The 15,224-nt window shown below is 67.7% G+C and carries 14 protein-coding genes; 5 read left to right on the top strand and 9 right to left on the bottom strand.

Translation table 11 applies throughout. The annotated features are described in order from the left end of the window. Nucleotides 1–295: 295 nt before the first annotated feature. Nucleotides 296–940, top strand: a complete 645-nt coding sequence (locus FS388_RS01540; RefSeq protein WP_168198556.1) for an RcpC/CpaB family pilus assembly protein — start codon at nucleotides 296–298, stop codon at nucleotides 938–940. Here the strand turns inward: FS388_RS01540 and FS388_RS01535 are convergent, their stop codons facing one another. Genes FS388_RS01535 through FS388_RS01525 form a run of 3 tightly spaced genes read right to left on the bottom strand, consistent with a single transcriptional unit; the run spans nucleotide 941 to nucleotide 3,584 of the window. After that, the gene (locus FS388_RS01535; RefSeq protein ID WP_146339041.1) at nucleotides 941–1,264 is read right to left on the bottom strand and encodes an FmdB family zinc ribbon protein; all 324 of its coding nucleotides are present in this window, start codon (nucleotides 1,262–1,264) and stop codon (nucleotides 941–943) included. 23 nt (nucleotides 1,265–1,287) lie between these two features. Further along, a complete protein-coding gene (locus FS388_RS01530; RefSeq protein ID WP_146339038.1) occupies nucleotides 1,288–1,992 on the bottom strand; it encodes a 5-formyltetrahydrofolate cyclo-ligase in 705 nt (234 codons plus the stop codon). After that, on the bottom strand, nucleotides 1,962–3,584 hold the full coding sequence (locus FS388_RS01525) for a dolichyl-phosphate-mannose--protein mannosyltransferase (protein ID WP_246836258.1): 1,623 nt from the start codon (nucleotides 3,582–3,584) through the stop codon (nucleotides 1,962–1,964). Before FS388_RS01525 ends, FS388_RS01530 begins: the two co-directional genes overlap by 31 nt. 19 nt (nucleotides 3,585–3,603) lie before the next feature. Between FS388_RS01525 and rsmI the strand changes: the two genes are divergently transcribed. From rsmI to FS388_RS01510, 3 genes are read left to right on the top strand one after another with little or no spacing between them, the layout of a single operon-like run. Further along, nucleotides 3,604–4,554 carry a 16S rRNA (cytidine(1402)-2'-O)-methyltransferase gene (gene rsmI / locus FS388_RS01520; protein ID WP_210410215.1) on the top strand — a complete coding sequence of 317 codons (951 nt, stop codon included), beginning with the start codon at nucleotides 3,604–3,606 and terminating at the stop codon, nucleotides 4,552–4,554. A gap of 58 nt (nucleotides 4,555–4,612) precedes the next feature. After that, a complete protein-coding gene (locus FS388_RS01515; protein WP_246836257.1) occupies nucleotides 4,613–6,496 on the top strand; it encodes a long-chain fatty acid--CoA ligase in 1,884 nt (627 codons plus the stop codon). A gap of 28 nt (nucleotides 6,497–6,524) precedes the next feature. Further along, on the top strand, nucleotides 6,525–7,421 hold the full coding sequence (locus FS388_RS01510; protein ID WP_146339034.1) for a VOC family protein: 897 nt from the start codon (nucleotides 6,525–6,527) through the stop codon (nucleotides 7,419–7,421). Here FS388_RS01510 and FS388_RS01505 read toward each other — a convergent pair. The 5 genes from FS388_RS01505 to FS388_RS01485 all read right to left on the bottom strand — a co-directional run bounded on the left by FS388_RS01505 (nucleotide 7,418) and on the right by FS388_RS01485 (nucleotide 11,963). Further along, nucleotides 7,418–8,476: a 4-(cytidine 5'-diphospho)-2-C-methyl-D-erythritol kinase gene (locus FS388_RS01505; RefSeq protein ID WP_146339032.1), complete on the bottom strand. Its 1,059-nt coding sequence runs from the start codon at nucleotides 8,474–8,476 to the stop codon at nucleotides 7,418–7,420. The genes FS388_RS01510 and FS388_RS01505 overlap by 4 nt on opposite strands. A gap of 70 nt (nucleotides 8,477–8,546) precedes the next feature. Beyond that, a complete protein-coding gene (gene rsmA / locus FS388_RS01500) occupies nucleotides 8,547–9,518 on the bottom strand; it encodes a 16S rRNA (adenine(1518)-N(6)/adenine(1519)-N(6))-dimethyltransferase RsmA (protein ID WP_146339030.1) in 972 nt (323 codons plus the stop codon). Next, entirely contained in the window at nucleotides 9,515–10,471 is a 957-nt protein-coding gene (locus tag FS388_RS01495; protein ID WP_246836256.1) for a TatD family hydrolase, read from the bottom strand. The genes rsmA and FS388_RS01495 overlap by 4 nt, the downstream gene beginning before the upstream one ends. A 47-nt stretch (nucleotides 10,472–10,518) precedes the next feature. Continuing rightward, a complete protein-coding gene (locus tag FS388_RS01490) occupies nucleotides 10,519–11,274 on the bottom strand; it encodes a sulfite exporter TauE/SafE family protein (RefSeq protein ID WP_168198555.1) in 756 nt (251 codons plus the stop codon). Continuing rightward, on the bottom strand, nucleotides 11,271–11,963 hold the full coding sequence (locus FS388_RS01485) for an MBL fold metallo-hydrolase (protein WP_146339024.1): 693 nt from the start codon (nucleotides 11,961–11,963) through the stop codon (nucleotides 11,271–11,273). The genes FS388_RS01490 and FS388_RS01485 overlap by 4 nt, the downstream gene beginning before the upstream one ends. 97 nt (nucleotides 11,964–12,060) lie before the next feature. On the opposite strand from FS388_RS01485, the gene FS388_RS01480 reads away from it, so the two are divergent. Next, entirely contained in the window at nucleotides 12,061–13,872 is a 1,812-nt protein-coding gene (locus tag FS388_RS01480; RefSeq protein ID WP_146339022.1) for an ABC-F family ATP-binding cassette domain-containing protein, read from the top strand. 3 nt (nucleotides 13,873–13,875) lie between these two features. Here the strand turns inward: FS388_RS01480 and FS388_RS01475 are convergent, their stop codons facing one another. Then, complete coding sequence (locus tag FS388_RS01475) at nucleotides 13,876–14,955, bottom strand: glycoside hydrolase family 26 protein (protein ID WP_246836255.1); 1,080 nt, start codon at nucleotides 14,953–14,955, stop codon at nucleotides 13,876–13,878. Nucleotides 14,956–15,224: the final 269 nt, after the last annotated feature.

Below are 15,224 nucleotides of genomic sequence, written 5' to 3'. Positions count from 1 at the left end.
TCAGGAACCGGGTTCCTGCTGCGCGTGACGGCAGACGCTGCGACAGTGTGGAGCCATGATTGCCAGCTCGCGGACGCGCGTGAATGATCGCCGCACATCGCCCACGTCGGCTCGGCACGCGGCGCCTGACTCCATGCCCTTCGTGCCGCGCCGGCCGCGTGCGCCCCAGGTGCGCTCCGCTGCGATGCCCGCACCGGTCAGCCCCGCCCGCCGAGGCGTAGCGTCACCGCGCAGAGGCGGTTCGCCCAGCCCTCGCAGACCTCCACGCGTGCGACGCAGAATGCGCGGATCGGGGGTGCCGCGAGCGCTGCGACGCTTCCGCGCCCCGCTGGCCCTGCTCATGGGGGCCGCGGCGCTGGTCGCCGTGCTCATGGGCCAGCAGGGCGGGGCCTCGGACACGGTGACAGCCGTGCGGGTCACCGTCGACGTGCCGGCGGGCGAACTCCTGAGCGCCTCTATGCTGGAGGAGGATCAGGTCGACGCAGGGTCGCTGCCTGAAGGGTACGCCCACACGGCCGAGTCGTTCGAGGGGGAAGCGATGGCTGCGCCCCTGCCCGCAGGAGCGGTGCTCCACCCGGCCCAGCTGGTGGGCCCGGGCCTTCTCCAGGGCCATCCGGCCGGCACGGTGGCGGTTCCTGTCCGTCCTGCAGACACAGCAATCCTGGGCTTCATGTCCGCGGGCCAACGCGTCGATGTGCTTGCCTCATCGGACGCGCCCGAGGGCGAGTCTGCGGCTGCTCGAGTGGTCGACGCCGCGCCGGTGCTCTGGGTTCCGCAGGGAGGAGACGAGACCTGGCTCGGCAGCTCGGCCGACAGCAGCGATGTGGTCATCCTTGGGGTGGACGCTCAGACGGCAGAGGATGTCGCCGAGGCCGGATATCGCGGCAGGCTGGACCTCGTTCTCACCAGCGCCTCGGGCGAGGCCTCGGAAAGCTCCTGATCAGGAGGCAGTCGCTGCGGCCGACGAGGAGGCGGAGCTGGATGACGACGAACCGCCTGAGGACGTCTCTGAGCCGGAGCTCGAGGCGCTGGAGCCGCTGGCGGAGTCAGACTTCTCCGAGCTGGCCCCGGCAGAGTCGGAGCTCCCGCCGCGGGCGTCGTTGCGGTAGAAACCGGCGCCCTTGAAGGCGACCCCCACATTGCCGAACTTCTTGCGCAGCACCCCCGAGCATTCGGGGCATGCGGTCAGGGCATCATCCTCGAACGACTGGTAGATGTCGAAGGCATGGCTGCATTCCTTGCAGGCATAGGCGTACGTCGGCATTGAAACTCCATACTCGGCTCTCGCTAGGTGTGAGCACTCGGATTGTCCGAGTGCCGATTATATGCCTCGCCCAGCGCTTCGAGGCCCTTCTCGGTCACGGCAGCCTGCACCCGCAGATCATGGGCCTCCACAGGAAACGATCCAGCCCTGAGCAGCTCGTCGTGGTGGACGACGCCGATGACCTCGCAGCTCAGCTCAGGGTCTGCGGCGCGCAGCTGCGACAGCGAGCTGAGCGTGGTGTCGTAGAAGCCGCCGCCCTGCCCCATTCTGGCACCCGACTCATCAATGGCGAGCGCCGGCACCAGCAGGGCCACGGGGCCGGAGGCCAGGCTGGGCAGGTCTGCGAGGCTCATCTCTGATCCGGGGGGAATGTCGGGCTCGCGCAGAGGCAGCACGGGATGCTCCCGAAGGGGCGTCTCTGGGGTCCATCGCCCCCATTGCAGCTCCCGGCTCCCGTCGTGCGGGGTGAGAGGAAGAACGACGATTCCGCCACGCTCAGCATGCCGCCGGAGGAACGGAAGCACGTCGGGCTCTCCGGCGAACGGCAGGTAGCCGACAGCGAGGGCCGATGGGTCAACGTGAGACTCCAGAGCGTCGGACATCAGGCGTGCCCGTTCGGCCGTCTCCTCGTCGGTGATCTGGGCTCTGCGCGCACGCAGCCTCCGCCGGGCCTCCGCTTTGCTGTCAGAGGCGCCGCTCAGATCCATGAGTCGATCCACATCCGCCATTGCCACTCATCGTAGGGGATCAGCTCAGCCGTCCACACCGGCCAGAAGAAGATCGAGACGGCGATGCTCAGCAGCGTGAAGCAGGACACGAGCACCGTGTTGCGCTGCCGCACGGAGGGCCGCGTCGTGTCCCCCCACCTGAGGACGAGGGCCGCAAGGATGGTCACCGCAAGGATCAGGAACGGGTGGAAGCTGATCGTGTAGAAGAAGAACATCGTGCGGTCGGGGAAGAGGAGCCACACCGCATAGCCTGCGGCGAAGCCTGAGAGCACAGCTCCGCTGCGCCAGTCCCGTCGTCCGAGCCACAGAAGCAGGACAACGGCAGCGGCGACCGCTCCGGTCCACCAGATGAGGGGGTTGGCGAGGTCGACGACAGCGGAGGAGCAGCGATCTGCGCCGCAGGTCTCTCCGGTGTGCTCGTAGACCTCACCCTGCCCGACCCCCTGATAGTGCATCGAGACGGGGCGGCCCATGAAGAGCCAGGTCCAGGGAGCGGAGGCGTAGTCGTGTCCTGTCTCGAGCCCTGTGTGGAAGTCTGCGGCAGCCGCGTGGTAGTTCCACAGTGAACGCAGAGCACCGGGCACCAGCGTCGCCACCCCCTCAGCGGGGTTCTCCTCGTGCCAGTTTCTGCCCCACCCGCCGCTGGTGGCAAGCCACCCTGACCAGCTCAGAACATAGGTCAGGAGTGCCAGCGGCAGAACAGTGGCCACCGCGGGAAGCCCGTCACGCACCAGACCGCTGGCCAACCACCGCCGGACTCCCACGGTGCGGCGCGCCTCGACGTCCCAGAGCACCACCATGATGCCGAATACCGGAATGAAGGCGAGGGCTGAGAGCTTCACCGCCACGGCGCAGCCCAGCAGGACTCCAGCGGCCAGGCGCCAAGGCCGCAGGGCCAGCCGGGGCCCCCACGCACGCTCAGCAGCGCTGAGCTGCTCACGATCCCGCGAGGCCCACTCCGCCAGCCTCCGACGCGTGCTGTACCTGTCGGCCAGCAGGGCGCCGAATGCTGCCAGGACGAAGAGCATCAGAAAGATGTCCAGCAGCGCGGTGCGCGACATCACCAGGTGGTGGCCCTCCACCGCCGTGAGCAGGCCTGCGAAGCCGCCCAGGAACACGGAGCGGAACATTCGCTGCGCGATCAGGGCGATGAGCAGCACTGCCAGGGCACCCGCCACCGCGGAGGAGAAGCGCCACCCGTAGGCGGTCTCGGTGCCGAAGATCCTCAGACCGATCGCAATGAGCCACTTGCCCAGGGGCGGGTGAACCACATAGGAGCCTTCATCGGACGGGCGAGGGTCCCCGGCGATGAACTGGGCATCGTGATTCTCCGGCCAGGCCAGCTCGTGGCCTGCGGTCATGAGCGCGTACGCATCCTTGGCGTAGTACGTCTCGTCGAAGATGAGAGCCCGAGGGTTGCCGAGGTTCCACAGCCGCAGGGCACCGGCCAGCAGGGCCAGCAGCACCGGCACGACCCATCCCCACAGGCCTGGGACGTACGGCGCTGCGCTGAGCCGCTGCTCCCACAGGGCGCGCCGCCGAGCCTCCGTGCCCCCGGACGGGGGTGGTTGGGACCGGGTCAGAGCTGTCACTGTGGGTATCCTACTTTCGATGAGCATCGCTCCGGCCGACCCCGGCCACACCGACCCCGACGACCAGCTGTGGGACACCCCTGTGGTGCTCGCCGCCACCCCGATCGGAAATCTCTCCGACACCACCGACCGGCTGCGGGAGCTGATCCGCACCGCTGAGGTCATTGCCTGCGAGGACACGCGGCGCACCAGGCACCTCATCAGCGGTCTGGGCCTCAGCACACGGGCGAAGCTGGTGAGCCTCCATGAGCACAATGAGGCCGCACGGAGTGAGGAGCTCGTGCGCCAGGCAGGCGAGGGAGTCAGAATTCTTGTGGTCTCCGATGCGGGAATGCCCGCGGTCTCGGACCCCGGATTCAGACTGATCGCAGCGGCAGTGGAAGCGGATGTGGCATTCACCGTGGCGCCCGGCGCATCGGCTGTGACAACAGCTTTGGCGCTCTCGGGGCTGGCGACGGATGCGTTCACCTTCGGCGGGTTCATTCCGCGCCGAGAGTCCCAGAGGCAGCGGCTCTTCGACCGCCTCCGGTCGGAGGAGTGGACGACGGTGCTCTTCGAATCGCCGCATCGCATCTCTCGCAGCGTCGACGCGCTGGCACAGGCGCTGGGCCGTGAACGGCGCGCCGCGGTCGCTCGTGAGCTTACCAAGCGCTACGAGGAGGTTCTGCGCGGGACTCTGGGCGAGCTCTCCCGTGAGCTGGAGGAGCGCCAAAGTGCAGGCGGCATCAAGGGCGAGATGGTGCTCGTGCTCGCCGGGGCCGCGCCGGGCGACGACGGATCGGCTCAGCTGACCGAGGCGGAGCAGGTGGAGGCGCTCGCGAGCGTAGTGCTGCGTCGGTGCGAGGAGGGGACGAGGCTCAAGGATGCCGCTAAGCAGGTCGCGGCGGAGCAGCCGGCGGGCGAGCATCGCATCAGCAGCCGAGACCTGTACCAGGCCGTCCTGCAGCGGCGCGAAGCTACCGAGCAGTAACAGGCGACGGGCTGTTCTGGCCCGCCGCTGTGCGGAATCTGATGGTTAGACTGACCAGGTGAATGCGACCAGTGACGCCCCAGTGAACCCTGCTGCGCCGAAGAGCCCCATCTCTGAGGCGGCCACCGAACAGGTCGTGCACCTGCCGGACGACTCCAACGTCACCGACGGTGTGCTCGCGCTGGCTGAGCGCCGACCCGAGCATGCGGTCTACGCAGTCCGCAACGGTGCCGGCGGGTGGCTGGACATTTCGATCGCGGGCTTTCTGAGCACCGTCCGAGGTGTGGCCAGGGGCTTCATCGCGGCGGGGGTCGAGCCTGGTGACAGGATCGCGATCATGTCCCAGACCTCCTATCCGTGGGCTGTGGTGGACCAGGCCGCGTGGTTCGCGGGTGCAGTCTCCGTTCCGATCTACGAGACTGCGTCCACGCATCAGGTCTCTCATGTGCTGGCCAACTCCGGCGCCAAGCTGGTTCTCGTCGGCGAGGAGTCGCTGAGCGCGAAGGTGCGCAGCGCCGCAAACATGGTGCGCGCCGATGTGACCATCCGCTCCATGGGCAGTGTGGCTGCTCTGCATGAGCTCGCCGAGGGCGGGGCGTCGGTCACTGACGCCGAGCTCGAGCAGGCGCGCACAGCACGCACTCTCGACGACGTCGCGACGATCGTCTACACCTCCGGCACCACCGGCAAGCCCAAGGGTGCGCGCATCACGCACCGCAACCTCGCAGAAGGCGTGGCGAACCTGCTCGACTTCTCCCGAGACATACTCGGTCACGGGGAGTCCAGAACGCTGCTGTTCCTGCCGCTGGCCCATGTCCTCGCCCGCGCAGTTCAGCTGGCGTGCATCCATCGCGGCATTCAGGTCGCCCACACCGGAGACACCAGCACCCTGATTGAGGACCTCGGGACCTTCCGGCCCACCTGGCTGCTGGCTGTGCCGCGCGTCTTCGAGAAGGTGTATCACTCTGCGGCGGCCAAGGCTGAGTCCGAAGGCAAGGGCGGCATCTTCCATGCCGCTCGGCGGACCGCCATCGCCTACTCGCAGGCCCGACAGGATGAAGCCGATGGGGCGGGTCGCGGTCCCTCGGCCGCGCTGCGGGCCAAGCATGCGGTGTTCTCGAAGCTGGTCTACGGCAAGCTGCATGACCGCATGGGCGGATGCGTCACCCACTTCGTCTCGGGCGCCTCTCCGCTGAACTCCGAGATCGGCCACTTCTTCACGGGCATCGGGCTTCCGGTCCAAGAGGGGTACGGGCTGACCGAGTCCACGGCCCCGATCACGCTGAACACCCCGGGGGCGACCCGCATCGGCTCGGTGGGGCTGCCGGTTCCGGGCAACAGCGTGCGCCTGGCCGAGGACGGCGAGATCCTCCTGCGGGGCCCGGTGATCTTCGACGGCTATCACCGCGATGAGGAGGCAACCTCGGAGACCTTCGACGAGGAGGGCTGGTTCCGCTCCGGCGACCTCGGCACCTTGGATGCTGACGGGTTCCTGACGATCAGCGGACGCAAGAAGGAGCTCATCGTCACCGGGAGCGGCAAGAACGTGTATCCGACGCCGATGGAGGAGACGGTTCGCGCTGATTCGCTCGTCGCCCAGGCCATTGTGGTGGGAGACGGCAAGCCCTTCGTGGCCGCGCTCGTCTTCCCGGACCCGGACAACCTGGCGGGCTGGGCGGAGCGGCACGGATACGGCTCCGGACTGTCCATCGGTGAGGTGCTGGAGCACGAGGAGGCCGGCCCGGCACTGCGTGCCCAGGTTCAGGCCCGCGTGGATGAGGCGAACGACCACGTGTCACGAGCGGAGTCGATCAGGAAGTTTGAACTGGTGGATGCCGAGCTCACGGAGGCATCGGGGCATCTGACACCCAGCATGAAGCTCATCCGCCAGAAAGTGGTGGCGGACTACGCGGACACTGTGGAGTCCCTCTACGCGGAATGAGACACTCCGGCGAGTAAAGTGTGGTCCCGTGGATATTCAGCACCTGTACTCCGAATACATCGGCCGCGCTCAGCAGGTCCTCTCGGCCTTGGGCCTCGAGGGCGACGTCGTCCAGCTGGACACGGTCTGCCTGGAGGTGAGCAGCCACGAGCGGTACGACCAGCTCAAGGCTCAGCTGACAGAGGAGGATGCGCGCCTGCTGTCCGAGAAGGAGATCAGCGGTCGACTCATTGCTGTCTTCGCGCCCGGCGCTCCGGTCGGAGGGGCCGGCAGTCGGTGGTTCGCCAGCTTCGTGGAGATCCCGCAGCCGAAGAGCGGTGCTGAGCCGGACGCCGAGGGCGTGAAGCACGTGCAGTTCGTCACGCGCACCGGCATTGAGGCTTTTCGTGAGAAGCACGAGCACATTCGCTTTGTGGAGCGCGGCAGCTCCGCCAATCGGCTGCTGGAGACCACTCATCAGGGGACGGTTCTGCGTTTCCATGACAAGAATCTGGGGGCCGTCATCGAGCAGGAGAAGGCTGCCGCTCTTCTGCCCCCGGTGGAGTTCGCAGTCCCTGGTCCGATGAGGGAGGCTCTGGTGAGTGCCGTGGAATCCGGCGAGAAGACTGCCACGACGTCGCTGCTCGCCGAGTATCAGGCCTTCGGAGAGGCGCTTCCTGCGGTCGGGGATCGAGGTGTGGTGGTTGACTCGGACAACCAGCCGGCCTGCGTCATCGAGGTCACCGACGTGCAGGTCGTCCCGCTGAAGGACGTCTCCCGCGCCCACATCACCGCCGAGGGAGAGGGCTTCGACGATCCGGGCCAGTGGCGTGCGGCCCACCGGGAGTTCTGGGACTCGGCCGAGGTCCGCGAGCACATCGGTGAGGACCTGGAGATCAGCGAGAGCACACTGGTGGTCCTGGAGCGATTCCGCACTCTTCCCTAGGAGGCATGGGCTCCTCCCGCGCTCCTCTGCTTCTGAGTGAGGAGCCGGGCCCCGCCGGCTGGGGCAGTCACAGGAAGGGCCCACACCTCTGCGCGCTCCTCCAGCGACGTGGCGAGCTGCGAGGCGTGAGCGGCGTCGTGGGCAAGAAAGAACACAGTCGGGCCGGAGCCTGAGACGATGCCCTGCATGGCTCCCTCTGAGAGCCCCAGATCCAAAAGGTCGTCCAATTCTGGAAGCTGGCTGACGGCAGGGGCCTGGAGATCGTTGACCATCAGGGCGGAGAGCGTCTCGGCGTCCGCCTGGGAGACCGCTCGCACCAGGTCCGGGTCAAGATCGGGATCCTCGGCGCGCACGCCGGCCTGCTCGCGCATGGAGTCCAGGGTGCGGTAGACCCCGGGGGTCGAGAGCCCCACCGAGGCTGGTGCGATGACCAGATGCAGCGTTCCGCGGTGCAGCAGCGGCGAGAGCTCGTCTCCCACGCCCTGACCGGCGGCTGCCCCGCCCATCAGGGCGAAGGGCACGTCTGCGCCCAGTTCGGCACCGATCTCGGCGAGCTGCTCTTTGGACAGCCCGGCGTTCCACAGTGCCGAGCATGCGACCAGGGTGGCTGCCGCGTCCGCGGAGCCGCCCCCCATGCCCCCGGCGACGGGCACGTTCTTCACCAGGGACAGGTCGACGCCGTAGCTCGGCGGCTCGCTGCCCAGCCACGGCCCAGAGAGCACCCCTTCGCGCTGCTGCCTGACGCGATCGCGCAGCAGTGCGGCAGCCCGGTAGGCGAGATTGCGCTCGTCCAGGGGTATCTCAGCCGGCACTCGCTCACCGGTGCTCTCATCGAGCAGATCCACGCCGGAGAATACGGAGCGTTCGGAGATGCTGACAGTGATGGCCTCGTCCTCGCGAGGCGAGGCTGTGACTCTCTCGTACATAGACACCGCGCAGTAGAGGGTGGCCACCTCGTGGTACCCGTCCGCGCGCACAGGGCCCACGCGGAGGCTGAGGTTGACCTTCCCGGGGGCTTCCGCCGTCACATGCCCGAAGAGCTGACTGTCTCGCATAGTGCCCCCAACCCTAGACGCAGGGCCTGACAAGGTTCCTGACCCCACGCTGGCCCTCGGCTGGGAGAAGTCACAGCTCGCGCAGAGCGGCAGCCAGATGAGCGAAGGCTTCGACGTTCAGGGTCTCACCCCGGGCTTGGGGGGAGATGCCTGCCTTCACCAGCGCCTGCTCGGCGGCACCGGGGGAGCCGGCCAGCGAGGACAGGGCCGCACGCAGCGTCTTGCGACGCTGGGCGAAGGCCGCGTCGATGACGGCGAAGACCTCGTCGCGGCGCACCTGTGCGCTGACCGGCTCGCGCCGGTCGAAGCGCACCAGGCCGGAGGAGATCCGCGGCTCCGGCCAGAAGACACGCTTGCCGACCACTCCGACCTTCCTCGTGTCAGTGTCCCACGCGGCCTTCACGCTCGGCACTCCGTAGATCTTCGAGCCCGGCTCGGCGGCCATGCGGTCGGCAACCTCCTCCTGCACCATCACCAGCCCCTTGGTGAGCGAGGGCAGAGCCTGCAGCAGGTGGAGCACGACGGGTACGGCAATGTTGTAGGGCAGGTTGGCCACGAGCACCTCCGGCTCGCCCAGGGCCACGGGAGGCCCGGCCTCGCCGGCGGCGGCATCGCCGAAAGAGGAATGGTGACCTATCACCCTGCCGCTGAGCGTTCCTGCACGGATCTTCATCGCGTCCTGCCGCACCACCGTGAGGTGATCGGCGCTCTCGGGACGGAAGGATCGGATCGTCTCCGGAAGCTGGGCGGCGAGCTTGGGGTCGATCTCCACGGCCGTGACATGGGCGGCCTCGTCCAGGAGCCCCAGGGTCAGCGAGCCCAGGCCCGGGCCCACCTCCAGCACGTGCTCATCGCCGCGCAGGTCCGCCAGTCCGACGATGCGTCGAATGGTGTTCGGATCGATCACAAAGTTCTGGCCCCACTGCTTGGTGGGGCGGATGCTCAGCCGGGCAGCCAGCTCGCGGATGTGCGCCGCCGAGAGCAGAGGTCGGGGAGACTCGGAGGGAGCGGAGGCGACCGCATCGGCGCTGGACCCGCTCATGTCCACGTCCCGTAGGCCTGGGCGGTGTTGAGCATGACCTGCTGGCACAGCCCGGGCAGGGCAGCCTCGCGCACCTGAGCCATGCGTCGCATGGTCTGCGGAATCATGTAGGGAGCGTTGGGCTGACCGCGGTAGGGGTGCGGGGTGAGGAAGGGGCAGTCGGTCTCGACGAGGATGAGCTGGGGGTCAGCCTCGCGGAGCCCGTCCCGTATGCCTTCGGCGTTGTTGAACGTCACGGTGCCGGCGAAGCTCATGTACCAGCCGTTCGCGTTGCATATCCTGGCCAGCTCGGCGTCCCCGGAGTAGCAGTGGAAGACGACTGCCGGCGGCAGCGCCGGGGCGTCCTTCAGCACGCGGACGACATCGGCGTGCGCCTCGCGGTCGTGGATCTGGACGGGAAGCCCGCGCTGAGCGGCAAGCGCCAGGTGGTCGTAGAAGGACTCCTTCTGCGCGGCCCGTCCGGCCTCTGCGGTGCGGAAGAAGTCCAGCCCCGTCTCTCCCACAGCGACCACATGCTCGGCCTCCGCCAGGGTCGTAATCTCCTCGAAGGCGGAGGCATACTTGCCCTTCTCCGCCAGCTGCGGAGCATCGTTGGGGTGCAGGGCCACCGCGGCTTTGGCGCGCGGGTCGGTCCGAGCGGCCTCGACGGAGAAGCGTGAGCTGGCGACGTCGTACCCCACCAGCACGGCGCCGCTGACGCCGACCTGCTGGGCGGCATCGAGATGCTCTGCCACGGTCACCTGGACCTGCCCGTCCCGGAAGTCCAGGTGAGCATGGTTGTCGATTACGGGAACAGGGAGCGGCTCCGGCGCTGGAGGGTAGTCGAGGCGCCGCTTCCGGCCCGACTTCTCCTCGGCCGGCTCGCGCACCGGCCCGCGCTCGCCGAGCGGCTCCGCCGCAGCGGGACGATAGGCGGCAGGGATCTCACCGGGGGTCACAGCTGATGGGCTCACACCGCCGGAGTCTACCGAGCGGGCGGCCGCTGCCGCTTGATGAGGAGTCATACGAGCTGGACCAGCCCTGTCACCAGCGCCATGACCGCGCCGAGGAAGGCCAGCGCGATCACAAGCCTGCGCACAGTGCCCGCCGCGACGCGCCTGCTGAGATGCCCGCCGATCCAAATGCCGACCAGGATTGCTATCAGGCAGCCCAGCCATACGGTCCAGTGGAACTGGGGAGTCTGATTCCCGCTGAAGGTGAGCTTGCTGCTGAGCGCGCCCGCAGAGATGGCCACCCACAGCGGCTGGAGCGTCGCGGCCATACGGTGGGGGTTCCACCGGGCAAGCACCGCGTAGATCGTCATGGCAGGGCCGCCCACGCCGGCCAGCACGGTTCCGGCGCCTGCGCCTGCGCCGGCCAGGATGCGCGCTGCGGGGCCGTCGTGCGGCTTCCTCCCCACCCAGGAGGCAATGATTCCGGCTGAGAGTCCCAGGATCACCAAGGTGGCCACCACCACGTAGAGCACACCTACGTGGGAGCGTTCAGCGACCCATGCGAAGAGCGGGGTGACGAGAACCGCCGGCGGAACGATCCACGCGATGCGCCGCCATTCGATGTCTCTCCACACGGCGGCGAGCATGATCAGAGGCATGGCCCCGCCGAGGATGTTGGTCAGCATCACACCGGAATGGGGGCCGAGCATCACGACGAAGAAGGGGGAGACGACCATGGCGAAGCCCAGGCCGGTCACGCGCTGCAGAGCCGAGGCCACCACCACAAGCCCGACGACGGCCGCCGGTATGAGCAGCTCGCTCACCCGGAGACGAATTCTTGGGTGGAGATATCCCGTTCGGGCTCGGAGACCGTGATCTCGTAGGGGCCGCTCTCGCGCAGCCAGGTCAGCTCGTATCCGGTCAGGTTGGTGATCTGGCGGGTGAACAGTTCGCGCCCACGGTCGGCGAGGAGCTCGTCGTGAATGGGGATGACGGTCTTCAGCCCGTCGAAGCCGCGCACGAACTCCACCTGCTCCTTCATCGCCGACCAGGGGGCCATGATCGGCAGTGCGAGGACATCGATGGAGGGCGGGGTGCTCTCCAGGGCATCGCCCGGGTGGAAGAGGGTCGGCTCCTCCGGGTGGGTGATCACGTAGCCGACGTTCCTCACGCGCGGGATGTCGTCGTGGATGACGGCGTGATCTCCTCCCACGACCTGCACCTGCAGCCGGCCGACGGCGAACTTCGCCCCGGGAACCACGTGCTGGACACCGGAGAGACGGACAGCCTCGTCCGTGTCAGTGGGCGCGCGGACGGCGGCGTCCGGGTTGGCCTCCACCAGAGCGGCAGCATGCTCGGGGTCCAGGTGGTCCGGATGCCGGTGGGTGATGAGGATGCCGTCCAGCCCCTCTGTGCCGTGCCACGCATCGGAGAACGCCCCTGGGTCCAGCAGCACGCGAGTGTCTGCGGCTTCGATCAGCAGGCATGAGTGTCCCAAGTGTGTGATCTGCATACGACTGATCCTACGTGTCGGCCTGAACGTCCGCCGGGCGATGAGCTGAGTCTGGACTGATTACCGACTGCGGGCGTCGAGTCAATACCCTGTTTCTGTGGCACATCTATTGGGCGCCGAAGCCCTGCATCTTCAGTATCCGACGCACACTGTGTTCGAGTCGGTCACCATCGGGGTCAATGAGGGCGATCGGATCGGGATCGTGGGCCGCAACGGCGGAGGAAAGTCGAGCCTGATGGCGATGCTCTCGGGCCAGCTGCAGCCCGACGCCGGGCGCGTGACACGTCGCAGCGGCGTGCGCTTCGGCGTGCTCGACCAGTCCGACGATCTGAGTGCGACAGACACCGTGGGCTACTCCATCGTCGGGGACCAGGCGGACCATGAGTGGGCATCGGACGCGAAGATCCGTGATGTGATCTCCGGCCTGGCCTCGGACCTCCCGTGGGATCGTCCGGTGGCGGAGCTCAGCGGGGGGCAGCGCAGGCGGGTCGCTCTGGCGAAGCTCCTGGTCGGCGAGTGGGACCTGATGGCCCTCGACGAGCCCACGAACCACTTGGACGTCGAAGGCATCGCATGGCTCGCCGGGCACCTGAAGCGCCGCTGGGCGAAAACCTCCGGCGGACTGCTGGTCATCACTCACGATCGCTGGTTCCTCGACGAAGTGTGCACCACCACCTGGGAGGTCCACGACGGCATCGTCGAGCCCTTCGAGGGCGGCTACGCGGCCTACGTGCTGCAACGCGTGGAGAGGGACAAGCATGCCGCAGCGGTGGAGGCGAAGCGCCAGAACCTGATGCGCAAGGAGCTCGCCTGGCTGCGTCGAGGGGCCCCGGCCCGCACCTCGAAGCCCAAGTTCCGTGTGGAGGCGGCCAATCAGCTCATCAACGATGTTCCGCCCCCGCGGGACAGTGTGGAGCTGAAGAAGATGGCCACGGCGCGCCTGGGCAAAGACGTGGTCGACCTTCTCGGCGTCTCGGTGGCCTTCGACGGGCGCACCGTGCTCAACGATGTGACATGGCGGATCGCGCCGGGGGAGCGGACAGGCATTCTGGGAGCCAACGGTGCCGGCAAGTCCACCCTGCTGGGGCTCATCGCCGGAACCGTCGAGCCCACCGAGGGTCGGATCAAACGCGGGAAGACGGTGAAGGTCGGCATCCTGGACCAGCAGTTCTCCCAACTGGCTGAGATCGAAGCCGACCGGGTTCGTGAGGTCCTCGCCCGAGAGAAGACGGTTGTTGAGGTCGAGGGCAAGGAGACGACGCCCTCCCAGCTGCTCGAACGGCTGGGATTCTCCAAAGCGCACCTGTCATCGCGGGTGGGCGATCTGTCGGGCGGTCAGCGACGGCGGCTTCAGCTGCTGCTGGTGCTGCTGAGCGAGTGCAACGTCATGATCCTCGACGAGCCCTCCAACGACGTCGACCTCGACATGCTGGCAGCCATCGAGGACCTCCTGGACTCCTGGCCGGCCACGCTCATCGTCGTGTCGCACGACCGGTACCTTCTCGAACGCGCCACCGACCAGCAGTACGCGATCCTCGGCGGATCGCTGCGGCACGTGCCGGGAGGCGTGGACGAGTACCTGCGGCTCCGTGATCAGCAGCAGGCACCGTCCGCCGCCGCGGGGAGCCGCGGGGAGTCAGCGCCTCTGAGCCCCAGCGGGCCGAACCAGGAGAAGGACTCCGGCGTCTCGGGCGCAGATCGGCGAGCTGCGCAGAAGGAGTCGTCATCGATCGAGCGCAAGCTGGAGAAGCTGCAGGCCCAGGTGTCCGAGCTTGATGAGCGTCTGGCCGCTCACGACCAGAGCGACTTCGAGGGCCTGGCCGCCATCACCGCTGAGCGGCAGCAGGTCCAGGCCCAGGCCGACGAGCTGGAGAACAGGTGGCTGGAGCTCGCGGAGATCACGGGATAGTCCTCAAGGGCCCTGCGGCTCCAGGTCGTCACTGGTGAGGACCCAGTCCGGAAGGTCCGCGCGGAATGCTTCGGCAGTCGCCTCGTCGGTGGTCAGCGACCATCGCACGAGGCCATCGACCTCAGCCTCATACTTGTCCCAGTTGAACCAGCTGATCAGCCGGATGTGCTCGAAGCTCTCGTGCACCTCGTCGGAGAAGACCTGCTTCCACCAGCTGCGCTTGATCTCCAGGCTGAGGTCAGCATCAGCGTCCGCCGAGACGAACGCCGCCGTCTCAGGGATCGCCATGGGCTTGTCGCGCTCCACCGCGTACTCCGTGTAGAAGTCCGGGAAGACGGTGTCGTCTCCGCCGAGCCCGTCGTAGGAGCCGGTCAGCTGCTGCGTGAACTTGTCCGGCTCCGGCATGCTGTCGGTGCCCCAGGGGTAGGAGTCGCCCCAGTGGTAGATGGTCATGCCCACCCAGTCGACCACGTCGTCGCCGGGGTAGTAGGAGGCATAGGGGTCGTCGCTCTCGGTGAGGTCGCCGTCGCCGTCAGTGTCGAGGGCTTGGTGGTCTGCTGAGCCCGGCTGGGCTTCGTATGACCCGCCTGAGTACGGGTATCCGCCGGCGTAGTTGGGCGCCCAGAGCATCTCAGTCGCCGGGGCGGCCTGGACGGCCTCGGCGACCTCCCGGAAGCTGCGCACGTATTCCTCGGGCTGCTGCCCCCATGCATACCAGGAGCCGTTCATCTCGTGGGCGTATCTGAGCAGGACCGGCACTCCGGATTCGTTGATGCTCCGGAGTACGCTCACCAGCTCCTCGATCACCTCAGGGGTGACGGCGCCCAGACCATCGACAGGCTCCACAGTCAGCATCAGCACGCCGTTGAACTCCGCGATCTGCTCTGCTGCTGCTGTGACGTTCTCCACGTCCCCCTCGTCCCATGGGAGCTCGACGAAGGAGACCGCGGCGCCGGGTCCGACCCCGGTCGTCTCGGCGAACTCGCCGAGGGTCTCGACGCCCCAGTCAGGGTTCAGCCCGAACACAGTGCGTCCCTCGGGAAGCAGCGAGGAGGGGGGAATGGCCGAAGCATGTGTGTTCACTTCGTTCTCTTCCTGCATTGCGGCGTCGGTGTTCTCGGCCCCGGGCGTGCATGCGACGGCACAGGCCATGATGGACAGCGGCACGAGCGAGCGGCGTACGACGATGATGATCCTCCTGCTGGCGTTCTATGCGGACAAGTGCTCCGCGACAGCGGATTACATTCCACCGGGCGGTGCAGAGCAGTTTGCTCTGAGGGCCGCGGTGGCCGCTACCCTGACAGGGAGCGCATCCATACTGGCACAGCTGAGCTGGCCAGGACGTCGTCATC

The sequence above is a fragment of the Nesterenkonia sp. NBAIMH1 genome (genome assembly GCF_007922635.1).
Taxonomy (GTDB): Bacteria; Actinomycetota; Actinomycetes; order Actinomycetales; family Micrococcaceae; genus Nesterenkonia; species Nesterenkonia pannonica.
Note: the sequence above shows the minus strand (reverse complement) of the source record. Positions and strands in the feature narration are given on the sequence as shown.

Excerpts from the sequence above, each read along its gene's own strand:
- FS388_RS01535 (WP_146339041.1), bottom strand. The coding sequence starts at position 1,264 with ATGCCGACGTACGCCTATGCCTGCAAGGAATGCAGCCATGCCTTCGAC.
- FS388_RS01530 (WP_146339038.1), bottom strand. The coding sequence starts at position 1,992 with ATGGCGGATGTGGATCGACTCATGGATCTGAGCGGCGCCTCTGACAGC.
- rsmI (WP_210410215.1), top strand. The coding sequence starts at position 3,604 with ATGAGCATCGCTCCGGCCGACCCCGGCCACACCGACCCCGACGACCAG.
- FS388_RS01505 (WP_146339032.1), bottom strand. The coding sequence starts at position 8,476 with ATGCGAGACAGTCAGCTCTTCGGGCATGTGACGGCGGAAGCCCCCGGG.
- rsmA (WP_146339030.1), bottom strand. The coding sequence starts at position 9,518 with ATGAGCGGGTCCAGCGCCGATGCGGTCGCCTCCGCTCCCTCCGAGTCT.
- FS388_RS01485 (WP_146339024.1), bottom strand. The coding sequence starts at position 11,963 with ATGCAGATCACACACTTGGGACACTCATGCCTGCTGATCGAAGCCGCA.